Source organism: Streptosporangium sp. NBC_01755, from assembly GCF_035917995.1.
GTDB lineage: Bacteria > Actinomycetota > Actinomycetes > Streptosporangiales > Streptosporangiaceae > Streptosporangium.
The window spans coordinates 6966187-6984272 of record NZ_CP109131.1 but is presented as its reverse complement, the minus strand read 5'-3'; the positions used below and the strand labels follow the sequence as shown (position 1 = coordinate 6984272).

Here is an 18086-nt window from a genome sequence, read left to right as displayed (position 1 = left end):
CGTTTCCGTCCCGATCTGGCCGTCCGTCCGGCGCCGAGCCGGCCCCTCGCCTCTCGCGCCGGTCACGCCGAGACCCCTTCCTGCTCGCAGAGCCAGCCGACGATGCCCTCGACCGCGTCGCGGCAGCCGCCGCAGCCGGTGGTGGCGCGGGTGGCGGCGGCCACGGCCGCGACGTCCCTGGCGCCCGACTCCCAGCAGGCCCTGATCTGCCCCTTGGTCACGTCGTTGCACTGGCAGACCTTCGCCGCGTCCGGCATCCTGACCGGGCTCTCGGCCACCGTGTTGCCCGGCAGGCCGGGGAAGAGCAGTCCCGTCCGGTCCACCGGCAGTGGCCCGCCCCGGTCGAACAGCTGGGTGAGACTGCCTACCGCCGACGTCTCGCCGAGGAGGATCACGCCGACCAGGCGGCCGTCGCGGATGACGAGCTTGCGGTAGGTGCCCGCCGCCCGGTGGCTGAACCGCACGACCTCGGCGTCGTCCTCGGTCAGATGGGTCTCCCCCATCGCGGCCAGCTCCACGCTCTTGGCCTTCAGGCGGGTCACCAGCCGCGACCCCCGGTAACGGGCGGCCTTGTCGGCCCCCGTGACGATGTCGGCGACCACCGCGGCCTGCTCCCAGGCGGGTGCGACCAGCCCGTAGACGCTGCCCCGGTGCTCGGCGCACTCTCCGATCGCGAAGACCGACGGGTCGTCGGTGCGCATCTCGTCGTCGACGACGATCCCGCGCGCCACCTCCAGCCCTGCCTCGCGAGCCAGCCCGGTCACCGGGCGGACCCCGCAGGCGAGCACCACCAGATCGGCATCGACCACCTCGTCTCCCGCGAGCCGCACGCCGCCTTCCAGGATCTCCTCGATCACGACGCCGGTCCTGGTCCGCACACCCAGCCCGCCCAGGGTCTGGCCGAGCACCAGCCCGGCCTCGGCGTCCAGCTGACGCTCCATCAGGTGCCCGGCCAGGTGCAGCAGCGTCACCGGCAGGCCGCGCCCGGCCAGGCCACGCGCAGCCTCGATTCCGAGCAGACCACCGCCGATCACCACGGCGTGCCGCGCCGCACCCGCGGCCCGCAGAATCCTCCTGCAGTCGTCCATCGTGCGGAACGTGACGGCCCTGTCCGCACCCGCGATCGGCGGCACGACCGCCTCGCTACCCGTCGCCAGCACCAGGACGTCGTACGGTTCGCGCCTGCCGGTGGCGGTGAGCACGGCCCGGTTCTCCCGGTCCACGGCGGTCACCTCGACGCCGGGCAGCGCCGTCACCGAATGGTCGGCGTACCAGCCAGGGTCGAGCAATCGCACCTGGTCAGCCGGTATCGTCCCGGCCACGACGTTCGACAGCAGTACCCGGTTGTAGGGCTGCGACTCCTCGGCCCCGAACACGGTCAGCCCGACGTGCCGATCACGGGCCCGGATCTCGCTCACCAGGCGGGCGCCCGCCATCCCGTTGCCCACGACCACGATCCGGGTCATCCGGCACGCTCCGCTCTGACCGCGCAGACCTTGAACTCCGGCATCCTCGACACCGGGTCCAGCGCGGGGTTGGTGAGCAGGTTGACGCCCGGCCAGTGGAATGGCATGAACACGGTGTCCGGCCGAATCGCCGGATTGACCCTGGCCGGTGCCTCGGTCACGCCGCGCCGGCTGACCACCCGCAACATCTCCCCCGGGGCCACGTCCAGACGCTCGGCGAGGTCGGGGTGGAGTTCCACGAACGCCTCGGGTGCCGCCGCGTTCAGCGCGGCGATCCGCCGGGTCTGCGCGCCGCTCTGATAGTGCGCGAGCACCCGTCCCGTCGTGAGATAGAGCGGATACTCCGGGTCGATGTCCTCCTCGGGCGGGCGGTGCTCGACCGGTACGAAACGGGCGCGCCCGTCGGGCGTGGCGAAGCCGTCCAGGAAAGGCCGGGGAGTACCTGGGTGATCCTCGGCCGGGCAGGGCCAGAACACTCCGGTCTCGGCGGCGATCCGCTCGTAGGTGATGCCGGCGTAGTCGGCGATCCCACCTGCCGAGGCCCGGCGCAGCTCGTCGAAGACCTCGCGCGGATCGGTGGGGAAACCCTCGGCTCCGGTTGTCCCGCGCAGTCGCGCGGTGAGCCCCCGGAGAATCTCAAGGTCGCTCCGCACCCCTGATGGCGGAGCGGCCGCTTGGCGGCGGAGCAGCACCCGGCCTTCCAGATTCGTCATGGTCCCGCTCTCCTCGGCCCACTGGGTGGTGGGCAGCACGACGTCGGCGATCGCGGCCGTCTCCGACAGGACCAGGTCCGAGACCACGAGCAGGTCCAGTGAGCCGAGCCGTTCGGCGACGTGCCCGGCACGCGGCGCGGAGATCAGCGGGTTGGAGCCGAACAGCAGCAGCGCCCGGGGGCCGCCGCCGGCGCCGAGCGCGTCCAGCAGCTCGTAGGCGGAGCGGCCGGGCCCCGGTAGGTCATCGGGGTCGACACCCCACACGGCGGCGACATGGGCGCGGGCCGCCGGATCATCGATCCTGCGGTAGCCGGGGAGCTGGTCGGCCTTCTGGCCGTGCTCGCGGCCTCCCTGCCCGTTGCCCTGTCCGGTGACACAGCCGTAGCCCGACCCCTCGCGCCCCGGCAGCCCGAGGGCGAGCGCGAGGTTGATGAACGCGCTGACGGTGTCGGTGCCCTTGGCGTGCTGCTCGGCGCCGCGCCCGGTGAGGATCGCCGCCCGGCTCGCGCCGGCGAGGATCGCGACCGCGGCGCGCATCCGGGCGACCGGCACACCGGTGATCCGTTCCACTCGCTCGGGCCACCAGGCCGCGACCGAGGTGCGGACCGCGTCGAACCCGCTCGTCCTGGCGGCCACGTAGTCCTCGTCGACATCGCCCCCGGCGACCACCATGTGCAGCAGGCCCAGAGCCAGCGCCAGGTCGGTGCCGGGGGTCGGCTGCAGGTGCAGGTCGGCCTGCCGGGCGGTCGCGGTGGCCCGCGGGTCGATGACGATCAGCCGGCCGCCCGCCGCGCGCATCGCGGTGAGGTGACGGACGAACGGCGGCATGGTCTCGGCCACGTTTCCGCCCGCGATCAGGACCGCGTCGGCGCGGGCGAGGTCGGTGATCGGGAAGGGCAGGCCACGGTCCATACCGAAGGCCCGGTTGGTGGCCGCGGCGGCCGAGGACATGCAGAACCGGCCGTTGTAGTCGATCTGGCTGGTCCGCAACACCACCCGGGCGAACTTGCCGAGCTGGTACGCCTTCTCGTTGGTGAGGCCGCCGCCGCCGAACACCGCCACGCCGTCGGAGCCGTGTTCGGCCTGGATCGCGCGTATCCGGCCGGCGACAAAGCCGAGCGCCTCGTCCCAGCCGACCTCCTCGCCGTGCAGCAGAGGGGTGGTGAGCCGCTCGCCGGTGAGAAGCTCACCGGCGGTCCAGCCCTTCTGACACAGTCCTCCCCCATTGGCCGGGACGTCGTGACGTGGAGTGATCGTGATGGTCTCACCCACCGCGACGTTCATGCCGCACTGCAGAGCGCAGTAGGGGCAGTGCGTCGCTGTCCCAGCCTTCACAGGCTGCTGAGGGGAAAGTGAGACCGGCATGGGTCCGATGGTGCTTTCAGGCGGTTTCACCGCGAGGTCTCCCCTGTTACCGATGTGCTACAAGCCGCTAACCGTGTTCACATTTGCAATGAGGCGGATGTGAGTTATCCGTCGGCCAGGCAGGTGCCGGATGTGAGTTATCCGTCGGCCAGGCAGGTGCCGGATGTGAGCAAAGCGGTCGCCGAGCATGGCGGCGGCACTCACACCCGGGCCGCCGCCATGCTCGGCGCGGTGCCGGCGGTACGCAGGTAGCAGGCCCAGGTGACGGCCGCGCACACCAGGTAGAAGAAGGCGAAGGAGGCCAGCGCGGCTCCCGCTCCACCGGTCGCGGCGATGGAGCTGCCGAATCCGCGGTTGATGAAGAATCCACCGAAGGCGCCGATCGCGGAGATGATCCCGATCGCCGCGGAGGCATCCCGTTTCCCGACTGCCACGGCGTCGTCATGGGCTGCCGTGCCCGGGGTGATGCCCGCGACCGCCTTGGCCCGGAAGATCGCCGGAATCATCCGGTACGTGGAGCCGTTACCGACGCCGGTGGTGGCGACCAGGAGCATGTAGGCGCAGAAGAACAGTGCGAAGCCACGCTGGGACAGGCCCTGCCAGACCAGCACCGCCGAGCCCGCCATCGCGGCGAAGTTGACGAGCGTCACCCGCGCCCCACCGAGCCGGTCCGACAGCCAGCCGCCCACCGGGCGGACCAGGGAGCCGAGCAGCGGGCCGAGGAAGGCCAGCCAGACCAGGGAGGCCTGCTCGGGAAACTGGCTCTTGATGAGCAGCGGGAGCGCGGTGGAGTAGCCGATGAAGGAGCCGAACGTACCGATGTACAGGACCGACATGATCCAGGTCTGGGCCCGGCCGACGACCTTCAACTGGTCCACGGGACTGGCCTTGGCCGAGGTCAGGTTGTCCATGAAGAAGTAGGCACCCGCCGCGGCGGCCAGGATGAAAGGGATCCAGAACAGCCCCGCGGCGGCCAGCCCGAACGCACCGATCACCAGCGGCATGAAGAGCTGGACGGAACTGACCCCGATGTTGCCGCCGGCCGCGTTGAGCCCGAGTGCGGCCCCCTGCCTGTCCCGAGGGTAGAAGTGGGTGATGTTGGCCATGCTGGAGGCGAAGTTGCCGCCGCCCAGCCCCGCCGTGGCCGCGATGGCCAGGAACACCCAGTAGGGGGTGCCGGGATCGCCGACCGCGATGGCCAGCAGCACCGCGGGCACGAGCAGGAGCAGAGCACTGACCACCGTGAAGTTCCGGCCGCCGAACCTGGCCGGGGCGAAGGTGTACGGGATGCGCAGCGCCGAGCCGACCAGGTTGGGCAGGGCGACGATCCAGAAGAGCTGGTCGGTGGAGAACTCGTAGGAGCCGAGTTGCACGGCCACGATGCTCCAGACGGTCCACAGTGTGAACCCGAGGTGCTCGGCGAAGATGGAGAAGACCAGGTTTCTCCGGGCCACCTTCCGGCCGCGCTCCTGCCAGAAATCCGGGTCGTCGGGCCGCCAGTCGTTGATCCAGGGCTTCATCGTCTGTCCTCCTGCTGGTTTCGGGGGGCTTCGAGCCCCAAAACTAGGAGGGCGGCGTTACGCACATTCACTGTCTGTGATGGTGCGCCGGTTACGTGTGACTAACCCCGGAAATGCGCAATGCACACGCCGCACGCTCGCAACACTCCGGAAACATGGGGGGACGGAAGTAATGGTTGAGCCAGGGCGACAGCGGGAACCGTTTCCGGTGCCGATTCGTCCGCCTCGGGGAGTACGCGTGGCCGTCCAGCCGATCCGACTGTTCAACGACCCCGTGCTCCGCACGGTGGCCGAGCCCGTGACCACCTTCGACCGCGCGTTGCGTGTCCTGGTGAAGTCGCTCCAGACCACGATGCGCGCCGGCACGGGCCGCGCAGGGCTCGCCGCCCCGCAGATCGGCGTCCCGCTCAGGGTCGTCGTCTACGAGTTGGACGGCAAGTCCGGCCACCTGGTCAATCCGCGTCTGGAGCTGTCCGAGCGGAGGATCGTGGCCGACGAGGCATGCCTGTCCGCTCCCGGCCACTGGTGGCCGCTGGAACGCTCCTACATGGTCACGGCCCGTGGTCGCGACATGTTCGGCAAACCCGTCACCGTCCGTGCCCTGGGCATGCTGGCCCGCGTCCTCCAGCACGAGGCCGACCACCTTGACGGCACCCTCTTCGTCGACCGCCTCCCCGAGGAGGAGCGGGAGCGCTTCCTCGCCTCGATCTCCTGACTTGCACACCGCGCGATTGTCCGATAGAGTTGAGTGGTTGCAGTCGTAATTCTCAGCTTAGCCTTATCATCTCAAGTGCTTATGAGAAGTCCGCCGACAGCGGACGTTACAGTTTCTCCGGATGGTTTCCGCGGGTGCATGGTAGGGTCCGCAACGCAGCCCCGTGCCGCCGACCTGGTGGTTCGGTGAGGCTCCCAATGAGGAGAAGTAGTTTTGTCTGAGGGCACCGTTAAGTGGTTCAATGCCGAAAAGGGCTTCGGATTCATCGCACCGGATGACGGCACCGCCGATGTCTTCGTGCACTACTCGGCTATCAACTCCAGCGGCTACCGCAGCCTGGAGGAGAACCAGCGTGTCAGCTTCGTCACCACGCAGGGCCAGAAGGGCCCGCAGGCCGACAAGGTCGAGCTCATCTGACCTGGTTTGACCTCAAAGGCTTCGGGCTGAGCCCGCACCGCGCAAGCGGTGCGGGCTCAGTCATTTTCCGGTGCCGGTTCGCCGCCGGGGAGTGCTTTCCGGGCGGTCGCCCGGAAAGCACGCCCGTCCAGAGCAGCCCTCAACGCGGCTGAGAGCCCCCGAGCGGCGCCAGAAGGCACACACGGGCGCCCCCGTCCCCGAAAGGCCGAAAGGCCCAGAGAGCGCGACTGGTCCTCGAAAGGCCCTTCAGAGCGCGACTCCGAGCAGCGCGTCCGCGATCCGCCCGACAAGGACCGGCGCGCCGGGGTCGCTGCCGCCCTCCGACAGGGCACGCTCGGCCCAGTCGTCGATGACCGCGAGCGCGCCGGGAGCATCCAGATCGTCGGCCATCCGGGCGCGGACCCTGTCGAGCACGACACCGGCGTCGGGGCCGGTCTGCAGGCCCACCGCCGAGCGCCAGCGCGCCAGCCGCACCTCCGCCGAGGCAAGCTGGCCGGAGGTCCACTCCCAGTCGGAGCGGTAGTGGTGCGCCAGCAGGGCCAGCCGGATGGCCATCGGGTCGGTCTCCCCGCGCAGGCGGGAGACGAAAACCAGGTTGCCCTTCGACTTGGACATCTTCTCGCCCTCCAGGGCGACCATGCCCGCGTGCACGTAGGCCCTGGCGAAAGGCCACTCACCACACGCCACGTGGCCCTCGTGGGCGCCGCACTCGTGGTGCGGGAAGATCAGGTCGGAGCCTCCGCCGGCGACGTCGAAGCCACTGGACAGGTTCGCCAGAGCGATCGCGGTGCACTCGATGTGCCAGCCGGGCCTTCCCTGACCGAACGGCGAGGGCCAGGACGGCTCCCCCGGGCGCTCCGCACGCCAGAGCAGCCAGTCGAGCGGGTGCTTCTTGCCCGGACGCTCCGGATCCCCTCCGCGCTCGCCGAACAGGTCGAGCATTCGCTCCTCCGGGTAACCGGAGACGGCACCGAACTTGGGGGCCGCGGCCGCGTCGAAGTAGACGTCGCCTTCCAGGTCGTAGGTGGCGCCCTTGTCGCGCAACAACGCGATCAGGTCCGCGACCTGATCGATCACCTCGGTCACGGCGACGTAGTCGCGCGGCGGGAGGATGCGCAGCGCCTCCATGTCCGACCGGAACAGCTCGATCTCGCGCTCGGCCAGGTCACGCCAGTCGATGCCGGTCTGCTCCGCGCGCTCCAGCAGGGGGTCGTCGACATCCGTGGCGTTCTGGGTGAAGTGCACCTCGTGCCCGGCATCCCGCCAGGCCCGATTGACCAGGTCAAAGGCGAGGTAGGTGTTGGCGTGGCCCAGATGGGTGGCGTCGTAGGGCGTGATGCCGCAGACGTACATCCGTGCTGTGGGACCCGGCTTTGTGGGGACGACATCTCGCATGGCGGTGTCGAAAAGCCGCAGCGGGACACCGCCACCGGGAAGCCGAGGAACCTTCGGCGCAGACCACGATCTCATAAAGTGAGCCTATCGAGCAGACAGACCACCCCGATCGGCTCGGAGTGGTGGATACAGAGGCATTCGTCTCAACTCCGCGAGCGGCCCAGATCATTCCATGAGAACTTCGCGGAAGGCACCCGGATCACGGGGAGCGGCGGTGAAGTCGTAGCGGATACCGCCCGGCGCCAGGGCGAGCAGGGTGACGGAAAGGGAGCCGAAGATCCGCCCGTCGGGCAGCTCATGATAGATGATCATGGTCCGGGGGTCCTCCGGGGGAACCCCTGCCCCGGTGGCGAGTTCCCGCCACTCCTCCCAGGGGCCGTCAAGCTCCGAGGGGCGGCCGGCCTTGGCGAACAGGGGGCGGAAGAACGCGACGCGCTCGTTCTCCGCACCGCGTTCCCAGCCGCTGTTTACGATCATGTGGGTTCCCGGAGGAAGGACGTCTCGCTCCAGCGCGGCCCCGTCCCAGTGCCACAGGCAGGCCCCGGCGGGATCGGCCCGCAGCAGGTGGAAGGGGTCGTAGCGGCCGAGGTCGCTCTCCACCGGCCCGCCTCCGGCCGCCGCCAGGAGCGGGAGGTCGCCCCGTGAGCGGCGCGTCTCCTCCGGGGCGAGCACACCGCGCCCGTTGAGAAGGGCCCCAACCCTCCTGGCCCGGGGGTCGACGGCCAGCCAGGTTCCGCCCCCCTGAAGGTCTCGGCCGCCGATCAGGCCGGGCCGGTCCTCGTGCCAGTGTCCCGCCGGAGGAACCCAGGGCCGGCCGGTGAACTCATCGCGCACCCCGACCACGATCAGGGGGATCTCCGCGCTCGGATCGATGCTGACGACAACCGTGCACATGCCCGGAGGCTACGCCCCCGCCGCGAGCGGGCTCGGATCGGGGTCCTTCGCCGGCGAGAAGTCCGAGGTCGCGATCTCCACCGCGCGGGAACTCAGATCGGCGGCCACGGGAGGGCCGGCCACTCCTTGGAGGGGAGGGGGTGCAGGCCGGTGTCAAGGAGCCTGCGGACCCGTGACCAGGTGGCCTCAACCTCGGGGAGAGTGAGGAGTTCCCGGAGGCGGCGGCCGAGCCGCCCCTGCTCCAGGTCGCGTTCGAGGCGGGTCAGGACGTTCATGGCCTCGCGAGACAGGGGCTTGCCGCGCCACTGCCAGAGCACGGTGCGGAGCTTGTCCTCGGCGGAGAAGGAGACCCCGTGGTCAACCCCGTAGACATGGCCGTCGGCGAGCGGCAGCAGGTGGCCCCCTTTACGGTCGGCGTTGTTGACGACGGCGTCGAAGACGGCCATCCGCCGCAGCGAGGGCTGGCGGCTGCGGATCAGCACCATCAGGTCGACCTCGGGGTCGGTGTCGATCCAGAGCTGGCACATTCCCGGGCCGAACGGGCCGTCCCGGTAGACGGTGGGCGGCACGATCCGCCAGCCGATCGCCGCGGAGACCTCGTAGGCGGCGACCTCGCGAGCAGCCAGGGTTCCGTCGGGGAAGTCCCAGAGCGGGCGCTCACCCCGTACCGGCTTGTACACGCAGGCCGCCGCGAGCTCACCGAGCCGGACCGAACAGTAAAGCGTCATGTTGGTCGCCTCGACCAGGCGACCCGCCACATCCAACCGGCCGTCACGGAGCAGACGCATCGCGGTCTCGTCATCCAGCCCCGTGGCCGGCACCGCACTCAGCGTCGGCTCGCTCTCAGCGCTCATTCGCCTCCTCCACCAGATGAAGCGCTACTACCCCGGTAACCGTTGAGCCGCACACAAATATGCCCTTCGGCATCGAGAGGCTGGGCGCAGAGCGGGCAGGGCGGGCGCCCGGCGGCGACCAGTGCCATGGCCCGCTTGGTGAAGGCCCTGGCAGCGTCTGGGCTGATGTGCACACGCAGTGCCGTGGGCTCGGCGAGCGTGGACGGCTCGAACTCCTCCTCGACCCCGGCCTCCTGTGCCTCGATGACCACCTGGGCGGCCTCGGAGTCCCAGGCCAGGGCCATGGTGCCGACGCGGAAGTCCTCACTGATCGGCACGTCGAGAGGGGCGTTGTCGGCCGGCGCGGCCGGAGCGACGGCGGGCACCGGGGCGTCGGCCTCACCACGCCGCAGCACCTCGTCGAGCAGCTGGTCGAGGCGGTCTGCCAGTGCGGCGACCTGGAACTTCTCCAGCGCCACGGTGGTCAGCCTGCCCTGCCCCCGCGCCTGAAGGAAGAAGGTTCGTGATCCCGGTTGCCCCACGGCACCGGCCACGAATCTCTCGGGTGGATCGTAGTCGAAGACCGGCATAGCCCGACCTTACGTGGTCCCGGATCCGCCGCCGACTGCGGCATCACTCCCGGTGGGATTTTCTCCCCCGTCCTCGCCTTCCGAACCCTCCGCGAGGCGCAATCCGGCCACATCTCCGCCCGTGTCGTTGAGCCTGAGCACGAAAGGGCGCAAGGGGGTGTAGCGAATGACGGTGAGCGAGGCCGGATCAGCGACTATCCGTTGGAACTGGTCCAGATGCAGACCCATGGCGTCGGCCACGATGGCCTTGATCACGTCTCCGTGGCTGCAGACGAGGTAGACCGCCTTCGGGCCGAGACGCTCGTTCCATTCCCTGACCGCCGCCACCGCGCGGTACTGGACGGCCGGCAGGAACTCTCCCCCGGGGAACGTCACCGCGCTCGGATGGGCCTGCACCACCGGCCAGAGAGGGTCCTTGACGAGTTCGGCGATCGGGCGGCCCGTCCAGTCACCGTAGCGGCACTCGCCGAAGCGCTCATCGGTCAGCACCTCCGCCTCCCCTCGCCCCTCGGCGACCGCCTGCGCGGTCTCCTGACAGCGTTCCAGCGGGCTGGAGACGATCGCGTCGAGCTCCAGCGAGGTCAGCCGGGCGGCGAGGGCCTTCGCCTGGGCCTGTCCCGCGTCGCTGAGGTGAACATCCGGGGTCCAGCCCGCGAGGACCGGACCGGTGAGGTGGGTAAGGCCGTGTCTGGCCAGCAACAAGGTCGTCACGCGGGCAAGTCTTGCAGCCCTCACTCCACTACTTTTAAGGGGCCGGGCGGTAATCTGGCCGGATCATGGAGCAGCGCTATGTGGGCCGGAGCGGCTTGTCGGTGTCCCGCCTGGGACTGGGGACGATGACGTGGGGGCGTGACACCGGCGCCGAGGAGGCCGCGGCGCAGCTTCGCATGTTCGCCGAGGCCGGTGGCACGCTCATCGACACCGCCGACGTCTACACGGGCGGCGACGCCGAGCGGTTGCTCGGGCGGCTGCTGCGCGACTCGGTGCCGCGTTCGGAGCTGGTGCTGTCCACCAAGGCCGTGCTCACCCCGGCCGGGCGCAGACCCCGTGACGCCTCCAGGAAGCATCTGGTCGCCGCGATCGACGCCTCCCTGACCCGCCTGGGCGTCAACGAGGTCGACCTGTGGCAGCTGCACGCCTTCGATCCCGACGTCCCGCTGGAGGAGACCCTGGCCGCCGTGGACGCGATCGTGTCCTCCGGGCGGGCCGCGTACGCCGGGGTGTGCGACTACGCGGGCTGGCAGCTGGCGACCGCCGCCGCGGGGCAGCGTGCGGTTCCAGGGCGGGTGCCGATCGTCGCGGCCCAGGTCGAGTACTCGCTCCTGGCCAGAGAGGCCGAGCGCGAGCTGATCCCCGCCGCCGAGTATGTCGGCGCCGGGGTGCTCGCCTGGTCGCCGCTCGGGCGCGGGGTCCTCACCGGCAAGTACCGCACGGGCATCCCCGCCGACTCTCGGGCCGCGACCCCGCACTTCGCCGATTTCGTCATGCCCTACCTCGACGAGCGGTGCCGCCGGGTCGTGGAGTCGGTGACGACCGCCGCCGAAGGGCTCGGCGTCTCACCGCTGTCGGTGGCCCTGTCGTGGGTACGCGACCAGCCGGGGGTGGCCTCCGCCATCGTCGGCGCCCGCACCCACTCGCAGCTGTCCGGGGTGCTCCAGGCCGAGGATCTGACATTGCCGGTGGAGATCAGGGAAGCACTCGACGACGTGTCGGCCGACTGAGGCACCCCGGACGGAAACCGAACGAGAATTCGCCTCGCGTATCACTACTCGATACCGAATAGCAACTTTCCGTGAAAAAACCGGGCCTCCCCACAAGACTGTCGAACAGGTGGTGGGGCACCCGGATGTCGGCAGGACACCATGGCCGACATCCGATCCGGGGAAGGGAGACGAGTGCGAACCGCGATGTCGGCAGGCGCCCTGGCGCTGGTGCTGGGCAGCGGGATCCCGGCGGCCGGATCGGTGGACACCGCTCGGGCGAGTGCCGTCACGCAGGTGAACGACTGCGATCACGGAGGGCTCCTGGGCACCGTGACGGGCGGGATCTGCCGGACCGTGGACAACGTGGTGAGCAGCCTCACGGGCGACACCTCCCCGCTCTCATCCTCGCCCGCCGACGACGACACCGTCGCCACCACGGCTCAGACGCCCGCCGACACCAAGAGGGCGACACAGGCACCGGACACCTCGGCCACCGACGCTCCCCCCACGACGGGAGAGGAGACTCCCTCCGGCGACGTGCCGCGTCCCGGAGATCCCGCCGATGCCTGCCGGTCCGCGTCGGCCTCCCCCAAGTGCCCGGACCCGTCGGCGAGTTCCCTCCCGCAGGGGACGGCCCTGTCCACGCCGTCGCCGAGCCCCTCACGCGACCACGACCACGAGCCCGCGCGGAAGGAACCAGTGCCGACCGGCCGGACGCGAAAGCCCTCACAATCGCCGTATCCGGAGGCCGACACACCCGCGACCGACGCGGGCGCACCGGTGGCCTCCGAGCCGTCACCCGTGGTGCCGTCACCCGTGGTCGACGCCGAGGCGCCCCGGGTGGAACTGCTCTGGCCGGCTCCGCTGATACAGGAGCTCCAGCGGCAGATGTCGAACGAACGGCCGGTGACGCCCAGCCGGTCGTCCGACACGGTGGGTACCGTGCTCACCACCGCGCTGCTCATCCTGGCCATCCTCGCGGTCCGCCTGCTGTACAGCAGGCGGAAGGTCAAGGAGTCGATACCCTTCGAGCCGGTGCCGCCGAGCCATCACCGGGTGGCCTAGGTGTACTGCCCAGGCAGGTCGGTGACGCGGCCGGCGGGTGGAAGCCTCCAAGTGCGGTGTGTCCCCGGTGATGGTCGTACCTGTGCGGCCAGGTGGTGAAGGCGGCGCCCCGCCGCGTCGTCGGTCACCGCGGAACGCCGCGGCTCCTCCCGCCCCGCGAGGCACCGCCCGGCCCGCGGGACAGGGCCTGGTTAGGCGCCGATGGCGTGAACGCCGCCGTCGACATGGACGATCTCACCGGTCGTGGCGGGGAACCAGTCCGACAGCAGGGCGACACACGCCTTGGCCGCCGGGATCGGGTCGTTGACGTCCCAGCCGATCGGGGCCTTGGCGGGCCAGCTGTCCTCGAACTCGCCGAAGCCGGGGATGCTCTTGGCGGCCATGGTCCGGAGCGGACCCGCCGCGACAAGGTTGACCCGGATGCCGTGCTTGCCCAGATCGCGGGCCAGGTAGCGGGAGCAGGACTCCAGGCCGGCCTTGGCCACCCCCATCCAGTCGTACACCGGCCAGGCCTTGGTGGCGTCGAAGTCGAGGCCGACGATCGCGCCGCCCTCCTTCATGAGCGGGAGCGCGGCCACCGCGAGCGACTTGAACGAGTAGGTGGAGACCTGGACGGCGGTCGCCACGTCCTCCCAGGAGGTGTTCAGGAAGTTGCCGCCCAGGGCGGTCTGGGGGGCGAAGCCGATGGCGTGCACCACCCCGTCCAGGCCGCCGAGGTGCTCGCCGACCCGGTCGGCCAGGGAGTCGAGGTGCTCGGTGCTGGTGACGTCGAGCTCCAGCACCGGCGGCGGCTCCGGCAGGCGCTTGGCGATGCGCTCGACCAGGCTGAGCCGGCCGAAACCGGTGAGCACGATCTGGGCGCCCTCCTGCTGGGCCAGCTTGGCCACCGAGAAGGCGATGGAGGAGTCGGTGAGCACCCCGGTGACGAGAAGCCGCTTGCCTTCGAGAATTCCCACGTCAGTGCCCCATTCCAAGGCCGCCGTCAACGGGGATGACAGCCCCGGTGATGTAGGCGGCGTCCTCGCCGGCCAGGAACCTGACCACGCGTGCGATCTCCTCAGGGCTGGCGTAGCGACCCAGGGGGATGTTCTTTCTGATCTGCTCTTGGTATGACTCGTCGAGTTCGGCCGTCATGTCGGTCTCCACGAAGCCGGGGGCGACCACGTTGACCGTGATGTTGCGCGAGCCCAGTTCCCTGGCCGCCGACCGGGCGAAACCGATCATCCCGGCCTTGGAGGCGGCGTAGTTGCTCTGCCCCGCCGAGCCGAGCATGGCCACCACCGAGGAGATCAGCACGATGCGCCCGCGCTTGAGCCGCAGCATGCCGCGGGTGGCGCGCTTGGCGACCCGGTAGGCGCCGGTCAGGTTGGCGTCGATGACATCGGTGAAGGTCTCCTCCTTCATCATCGGCAGCAGCGTGTCCTTGGCGATGCCCGCGTTGGCGATGAGCACCTCGACCGGGCCGTACTCGGCCTCGACCTTCGCGAACGCGGCGTCCACGTCGGCCGTGCTGGTCACATCGCAGCGCACGCCGAACAGCCCCTCGGGGGGCTGTCCGGAACGGTAGGTCACGGCGACGGCGTCGCCTGCCTGGGCGAGTTCGCGGGCGATCGCGAGGCCGATGCCGCGATTGCCGCCGGTTACGAGAACAGATCGAGCCATGGTCAGAAGGTATCGGCTACTTAGGAGTAACCCTCTTGTCCGGGAAGGACAAGATCGCAGGGTTAGGATCGTTGACATGCGCCAGATCGATTCCGACTTTCTCGCCCTGCCGCTGCGGCGGCTGGCGGACGCGGCCCTGCAGCGCGCCCGGGACCTGGGCGCCGAGCACGCCGACTTCCGGCTGGAACGCATCCGCGGAGAGACCATACGCCTGTCCGACGCCGCCCTTGAGGGCTCCATCGACGCCGACACCCTGGGTTATGCCGTGCGGGTCGTCAGGAACGGCACCTGGGGCTTCGCCGGGGGCATCGAGCTCACCCCCGAGGCGGCCGCCCGTGTCGCCGAGCAGGCGGTGGAGGTGGCGCTCGTCTCCGCGGCGATCAACCGCGAGCCCGTCGAACTGGCGCCCGAGCCGGTTCACTCCGACGTCACCTGGGTCTCCTCCTACGAACTCGACCCGTTCGAGGTGCCGATGCGTGACAAGGCGGCGCTGCTCGCCGACTGGTCACGCGGCCTGCTGGCAGATCCCAGGGTGGACCACGTCCAGGCGTCGCTGATGCAGGTCAAGGAGCAGAAGTTCTACGCCGACACGGCCGGGACCTCCACCACGCAGCAGCGGGTGCGCGTCCACCCCCAGTTGCAGGCGATGAGGGTGCTGGACGGCCGTTTCGACTCGATGCGGACGCTCGCCCCACCCGCGGGCCGGGGGCACGAGTACCTCACCGGCACCGGCTGGGACTTCCCCGGCGAGCTCGCGCGCGTTCCCGAACTCCTTGAGGAGAAGCTCAAGGCCCCCTCCGTCGAGGCCGGGCCGTACGACCTGGTGATCGATCCGTCGAACCTGTGGCTGACGATCCACGAGTCGGTCGGGCACGCCACCGAGCTCGACCGCGCCCTCGGCTACGAGGCGGCGTACGCCGGGACGAGCTTCGCCACCTTCGACCAGCTCGGCAAGCTGGTGTACGGCTCGCAGGTGATGAACGTGGTCGGCGACCGCACCGTCGAGCACGGCCTGGCCACGATCGGCTACGACGACGAGGGGGTTGCGACCAGGGAGTTCGACATCGTCTCCGGCGGCGTACTGGTCGGCTACCAGCTCGACCGGCGGATGGCACTGCTGAAGGGCCTGGGCGCCTCCAACGGCTGTGCCTTCGCCGACTCCCCCGGCAACACCCCGATCCAGCGCATGGCGAACGTGTCACTGCGACCGGCACCCGACGGCCCCACCACCGAGGAACTGATCTCCGGCGTCGACCGGGGCATCTACGTGGTGGGCGACAAGAGCTGGTCCATCGACATGCAGCGTTACAATTTCCAGTTCACCGGCCAGCGGTTTTATCTGATCAAGAACGGCAGGCTCGCCGGGCAGTTGCGCGACGTCGCCTACCAGGCCACGACCACCGACTTCTGGCGGTCGATGGCGGCGGTCGGCGGGCCGCAGACGTACGTGCTCGGCGGGGCGTTCAACTGCGGTAAGGGGCAACCTGGCCAGGTCGCCCCGGTCAGCCACGGCTGCCCGTCGGCGCTCTTCCGCGGCGTGCGCGTCCTCAACACCGCCCAGGAGAGTGGCAGTTGAGCGCGTACGGCGAGCGGACAGCAGAAGGCGGCGGCCGGGCGAGCCGGCAGGAGAGGAGTGGGATGAGCCCCCAGGAGATGATCGAGAAGGCTCTTGAGCTCTCCACGGCCGACGAGGTCGTTGTGATCGTGGACGAGGGGACGAGCGCCAACCTGCGCTTCGCGGGCAACACCCTCACCACCAACGGCGTGTCCCGCTCCTCGCAGCTCACCGTGATCTCGATCGTGGGCCGGGGTGTGGGCGTGGTGTCGCGGGCGGCGGTCCACCCCGACCAGCTCGACGACGTCGTGGCGGCCGCCGACCACGCCGCGGAGGACGCCCAGCCGTCCGAGGACGCCCGGCCGCTGCTGGAGGGCGCCCGCTCCAGCGACTGGGACGACCTCGCCGAGCCGACCTCGATAGGGGTGTTCGGCGCCTTCGCCCCCGCCCTGGGCGAGGCCTTCACCGCGGCCGAGGCGAGCGGGCGCAGGCTGTACGGGTTCGCCGAGCACACGGTCACGACGACCTTCGTGGGCACCTCCACGGGCACCAGGCTGCGGCACGCCCAGCCCACCGGCCGTCTGGAGCTCAACGCCAAGTCCTTGGACATGAAGCGCTCGGCGTGGATCGGCGTGTCCACCCGCGACTTCTCCGACATCGACGTGGCGGCTCTGGACGCCACGCTGGCCCGGCGACTCGAGTGGGCGAAGAACCGTGTCGACCTGCCCGCGGGCCGGTACGAGACGCTGCTGCCACCGACGGCCGTGTCCGACCTGATGATCTATCTGTACTGGACGGCCGGAGCCCGCGACGCCCTGGAGGGACGCACCGTCTTCTCCCGGCCCGGCGGCGGCACCCGCGTCGGCGAGACCCTCTCGGAGTCGCCGATCCGCCTGTACGGTGACCCCGCCGCGCCGGGCGTCGAGTGCCCGCCGTTCGTGGTGGCGCACGCCTCCAGCCGGGAGAACTCGGTGTTCGACAACGGGTTACCGCTGGCGGCCACCGACTGGATCTCCGACGGAAAGCTGGCCAACCTGCTGCAGACCCGGTACTCGGCCGAGCTGACCGGCCTGCCGGTGACCCCGGCCATCGACAACCTGATCATGCGGGGACCCGAGGGCGGCCGGTCACTGGAGGAGATGATCGCCTCCACCGAGCGTGGCCTGCTGCTCACCTGCCTGTGGTACATCCGCGAGGTCGACCCGCAGACGCTGCTGCTGACCGGCCTGACCCGCGACGGCGTCTACCTGGTGGAGAACGGCGAGGTCGTGGGCGAGGTGAACAACTTCCGCTTCAACGAGAGCCCGGTGGACCTGCTCCGCCGCCTCACCGAGGTCGGCGCCTCCGAGCAGACCCTGCCGCGCGAGTGGGGCGACTACTTCAACCGCGCGATCATGCCGGCGATCCGGGTGCCCGATTTCAACATGTCGACGGTCAGCCAGGCCAACTAGGCCCTGCCTGGCGGATCTTGCCGTGGCGAGGATCGATCGGACGGCGCCTCGCGGGGCGGAGGAGGGGGCCGCGCCACCGGGGCCACGCCGCAGACGGGCTCAGTCGCCCTCCAGACGGAATCCGACCTTCATCCCGATCTGGAAGTGACCGATCTCCCCCTCCTCGATGTGCCCTCTGATCTCGGTCACCTCGAACCAGTCGAGGTGACGCAGGGTCCGGGAGGCGCGGCGGACCCCGTTACGCACGGCGGCCTCGATGCTCTCACCCGAAGTGCCGACTATCTCGGTCACCCGATACGTTCGATCTGTCATCTCATGCTTCTTCCCGGAAAGCGATGATTACATGACCGTTCGCCACCAGCCGATATGAGGCCTAGATTGGTAATCGTGAGGGGATGGCACAAGCGCCCGGTAGTTCATCAGGTGACGGATGCCCAGCCCTCCCTGAGTGCCGACATCGGCAAGCGGGAGAAGAGCTACTTCATCAAGATGGGGATCCGGCTGATCTGCCTGATCCTCGCCTTCACCGTGCCCGCTCCGCTGCCCGTCCGACTACTGCTCTTCGCCGGTGCGATCTTTTTACCGTACATTGCCGTGATCGGGGCCAACGCGCCACCACGTGGGGCGACAGCAGCCCCTGACGTGGAAGATTCCAGACAGAGCGAGATTCCACGCCACCGACGCGAGATCGGGTCGTGACTAAGTCTTGACGCACTCTAAGGGTTGTAGGTGTACGCTTTAG

General features: G+C 69.8%; 18 protein-coding genes. 7 read left to right on the top strand and 11 right to left on the bottom strand.

All coding sequences use genetic code 11. The annotated features are described in order from the left end of the window. Nucleotides 1-62: 62 nt before the first annotated feature. From OG884_RS32200 to OG884_RS32190, 3 genes are all read right to left on the bottom strand, one after another. Nucleotides 63-1466 carry an FAD-dependent oxidoreductase gene (locus OG884_RS32200; RefSeq protein WP_326639162.1) on the bottom strand — a complete coding sequence of 468 codons (1404 nt, stop codon included), beginning with the start codon at nucleotides 1464-1466 and terminating at the stop codon, nucleotides 63-65. After that, nucleotides 1463-3544 (bottom strand): molybdopterin oxidoreductase family protein, encoded by a 2082-nt coding sequence (locus tag OG884_RS32195; RefSeq protein WP_326639160.1) that lies wholly within the window; start codon nucleotides 3542-3544, stop codon nucleotides 1463-1465. Before OG884_RS32195 ends, OG884_RS32200 begins: the two co-directional genes overlap by 4 nt. A 200-nt stretch (nucleotides 3545-3744) precedes the next feature. Then, a complete protein-coding gene (locus tag OG884_RS32190) occupies nucleotides 3745-5064 on the bottom strand; it encodes an MFS transporter (protein WP_326639158.1) in 1320 nt (439 codons plus the stop codon). A 238-nt stretch (nucleotides 5065-5302) separates the two neighbouring features. Between OG884_RS32190 and def the strand changes: the two genes are divergently transcribed. Together def and OG884_RS32180 are read left to right on the top strand one after the other, a co-directional pair. After that, nucleotides 5303-5779 (top strand): peptide deformylase, encoded by a 477-nt coding sequence (gene def, locus OG884_RS32185; RefSeq protein WP_326639156.1) that lies wholly within the window; start codon nucleotides 5303-5305, stop codon nucleotides 5777-5779. Between the two features lie 213 nt (nucleotides 5780-5992). Next, nucleotides 5993-6196 carry a cold-shock protein gene (locus tag OG884_RS32180; protein WP_030904638.1) on the top strand — a complete coding sequence of 68 codons (204 nt, stop codon included), beginning with the start codon at nucleotides 5993-5995 and terminating at the stop codon, nucleotides 6194-6196. A gap of 246 nt (nucleotides 6197-6442) precedes the next feature. On the opposite strand, the gene mshC is transcribed toward OG884_RS32180, so the two are convergent. From mshC to OG884_RS32155, 5 genes are all read right to left on the bottom strand, one after another. Then, complete coding sequence (gene mshC, locus OG884_RS32175; protein WP_326639154.1) at nucleotides 6443-7666, bottom strand: cysteine--1-D-myo-inosityl 2-amino-2-deoxy-alpha-D-glucopyranoside ligase; 1224 nt, start codon at nucleotides 7664-7666, stop codon at nucleotides 6443-6445. 90 nt (nucleotides 7667-7756) lie between these two features. Continuing rightward, nucleotides 7757-8485 (bottom strand): NRDE family protein, encoded by a 729-nt coding sequence (locus tag OG884_RS32170; RefSeq protein ID WP_326639152.1) that lies wholly within the window; start codon nucleotides 8483-8485, stop codon nucleotides 7757-7759. A 92-nt stretch (nucleotides 8486-8577) separates the two neighbouring features. Next, nucleotides 8578-9339 carry an SCO1664 family protein gene (locus OG884_RS32165; RefSeq protein WP_326639150.1) on the bottom strand — a complete coding sequence of 254 codons (762 nt, stop codon included), beginning with the start codon at nucleotides 9337-9339 and terminating at the stop codon, nucleotides 8578-8580. Continuing rightward, entirely contained in the window at nucleotides 9336-9908 is a 573-nt protein-coding gene (locus OG884_RS32160) for a DUF3090 domain-containing protein (RefSeq protein WP_326639148.1), read from the bottom strand. The genes OG884_RS32165 and OG884_RS32160 overlap by 4 nt, the downstream gene beginning before the upstream one ends. 9 nt (nucleotides 9909-9917) lie before the next feature. Then, complete coding sequence (locus tag OG884_RS32155) at nucleotides 9918-10619, bottom strand: histidine phosphatase family protein (RefSeq protein WP_326639146.1); 702 nt, start codon at nucleotides 10617-10619, stop codon at nucleotides 9918-9920. 65 nt (nucleotides 10620-10684) lie between these two features. Between OG884_RS32155 and OG884_RS32150 the strand changes: the two genes are divergently transcribed. Further along, entirely contained in the window at nucleotides 10685-11629 is a 945-nt protein-coding gene (locus OG884_RS32150) for an aldo/keto reductase (RefSeq protein WP_326639144.1), read from the top strand. A gap of 174 nt (nucleotides 11630-11803) precedes the next feature. Next, nucleotides 11804-12676 (top strand): hypothetical protein, encoded by an 873-nt coding sequence (locus OG884_RS32145; RefSeq protein WP_326639143.1) that lies wholly within the window; start codon nucleotides 11804-11806, stop codon nucleotides 12674-12676. A 191-nt stretch (nucleotides 12677-12867) separates the two neighbouring features. Here the strand turns inward: OG884_RS32145 and fabI are convergent, their stop codons facing one another. Together fabI and OG884_RS32135 are read right to left on the bottom strand one after the other, a co-directional pair. Next, on the bottom strand, nucleotides 12868-13632 hold the full coding sequence (gene fabI, locus OG884_RS32140; RefSeq protein WP_326639142.1) for an enoyl-ACP reductase FabI: 765 nt from the start codon (nucleotides 13630-13632) through the stop codon (nucleotides 12868-12870). Nucleotide 13633: 1 nt separating this feature from the next. Next, complete coding sequence (locus OG884_RS32135) at nucleotides 13634-14338, bottom strand: beta-ketoacyl-ACP reductase (protein ID WP_326639141.1); 705 nt, start codon at nucleotides 14336-14338, stop codon at nucleotides 13634-13636. A gap of 76 nt (nucleotides 14339-14414) precedes the next feature. Here OG884_RS32135 and OG884_RS32130 point away from each other — a divergent pair, with 76 nt between their 5' ends. Next, nucleotides 14415-15914 carry a TldD/PmbA family protein gene (locus OG884_RS32130; RefSeq protein ID WP_326639140.1) on the top strand — a complete coding sequence of 500 codons (1500 nt, stop codon included), beginning with the start codon at nucleotides 14415-14417 and terminating at the stop codon, nucleotides 15912-15914. A gap of 62 nt (nucleotides 15915-15976) precedes the next feature. Further along, nucleotides 15977-17344 carry a metallopeptidase TldD-related protein gene (locus OG884_RS32125; protein WP_326639139.1) on the top strand — a complete coding sequence of 456 codons (1368 nt, stop codon included), beginning with the start codon at nucleotides 15977-15979 and terminating at the stop codon, nucleotides 17342-17344. A gap of 99 nt (nucleotides 17345-17443) precedes the next feature. Here OG884_RS32125 and OG884_RS32120 read toward each other — a convergent pair whose 3' ends face one another. Further along, on the bottom strand, nucleotides 17444-17656 hold the full coding sequence (locus OG884_RS32120) for a dodecin (RefSeq protein ID WP_326639138.1): 213 nt from the start codon (nucleotides 17654-17656) through the stop codon (nucleotides 17444-17446). A gap of 75 nt (nucleotides 17657-17731) precedes the next feature. Here OG884_RS32120 and OG884_RS32115 point away from each other — a divergent pair, with 75 nt between their 5' ends. After that, a complete protein-coding gene (locus OG884_RS32115; RefSeq protein ID WP_326639137.1) occupies nucleotides 17732-18043 on the top strand; it encodes a DUF3099 domain-containing protein in 312 nt (103 codons plus the stop codon). The last annotated feature ends 43 nt before the right edge of the window (nucleotides 18044-18086 follow it).

Coding starts and splice junctions, on each gene's coding strand:
- OG884_RS32135 (WP_326639141.1), bottom strand. CDS start 14,338: ATGGCTCGATCTGTTCTCGTAACCGGCGGCAATCGCGGCATCGGCCTC.
- OG884_RS32165 (WP_326639150.1), bottom strand. CDS start 9,339: ATGAGCGCTGAGAGCGAGCCGACGCTGAGTGCGGTGCCGGCCACGGGG.
- OG884_RS32160 (WP_326639148.1), bottom strand. CDS start 9,908: ATGCCGGTCTTCGACTACGATCCACCCGAGAGATTCGTGGCCGGTGCC.
- OG884_RS32200 (WP_326639162.1), bottom strand. CDS start 1,466: ATGACCCGGATCGTGGTCGTGGGCAACGGGATGGCGGGCGCCCGCCTG.
- mshC (WP_326639154.1), bottom strand. CDS start 7,666: ATGAGATCGTGGTCTGCGCCGAAGGTTCCTCGGCTTCCCGGTGGCGGT.
- OG884_RS32120 (WP_326639138.1), bottom strand. CDS start 17,656: ATGACAGATCGAACGTATCGGGTGACCGAGATAGTCGGCACTTCGGGT.
- OG884_RS32195 (WP_326639160.1), bottom strand. CDS start 3,544: ATGCCGGTCTCACTTTCCCCTCAGCAGCCTGTGAAGGCTGGGACAGCG.
- OG884_RS32170 (WP_326639152.1), bottom strand. CDS start 8,485: ATGTGCACGGTTGTCGTCAGCATCGATCCGAGCGCGGAGATCCCCCTG.
- OG884_RS32130 (WP_326639140.1), top strand. CDS start 14,415: ATGCGCCAGATCGATTCCGACTTTCTCGCCCTGCCGCTGCGGCGGCTG.
- OG884_RS32125 (WP_326639139.1), top strand. CDS start 15,977: ATGAGCCCCCAGGAGATGATCGAGAAGGCTCTTGAGCTCTCCACGGCC.
- OG884_RS32190 (WP_326639158.1), bottom strand. CDS start 5,064: ATGAAGCCCTGGATCAACGACTGGCGGCCCGACGACCCGGATTTCTGG.
- OG884_RS32150 (WP_326639144.1), top strand. CDS start 10,685: ATGGAGCAGCGCTATGTGGGCCGGAGCGGCTTGTCGGTGTCCCGCCTG.